This window comes from Halobellus sp. Atlit-38R, from assembly GCF_003665925.1.
Taxonomy (GTDB): domain Archaea; phylum Halobacteriota; class Halobacteria; order Halobacteriales; family Haloferacaceae; genus Haloquadratum; species Haloquadratum inordinatus.
Genome location: NZ_QXIJ01000398.1, coordinates 1 through 436, shown reverse-complemented (window position 1 = coordinate 436; position 436 = coordinate 1). Strand labels below are relative to the sequence as shown.

1 protein-coding gene is annotated in these 436 nt (G+C 68.8%); it reads left to right on the top strand.

Going from position 1 to position 436, the window contains the following annotated elements; translation table 11 throughout:
- Positions 1-183: 183 nt before the first annotated feature.
- Positions 184-436 (top strand): nickel insertion protein (larC, locus tag D3D02_RS20050; RefSeq protein WP_121571405.1); only part of this gene is annotated, 253 nt, incomplete at its 3' end.

Sequence of the window (436 nt, the reverse complement as noted above, 5' to 3'; positions counted from 1 at the left end):
GCCTGTTGCCCGTGCCCGGCCCGCCGATTCCTCCGGTCCGATCGGCGGCCGCGATAGGCTGTGTGATCATATAGCACGGTACGGAGTCCGGTCATAAAACCCCGTCGTAAGCGTGCGTTTTCGCCGTGGACTCGCGGCCCGTCGATCCGGAGGTATTTGTCCGGCAGTCGCCTCGGAGGAGCCATGCGAACGCTCGTCTACGACGGTCGGACCGGCGCCGCCGGCGACATGATCTGCGCCGCGCTGATCGCGGCCGGCGCCGACCCCGCGGTCCTCGACCCCGTGCGCGACGCGCTTCCGGTCCGGTACGCGGTCGGCGAGACGGAGAAGAACGGGATCCGCGCAACGACCGTCGACGTCCTCGTCGACGGCGACGACGCGGGACACGCCGATTCGGATCGCGGCCACGATCACGATCATAGTCACGACCACGAGC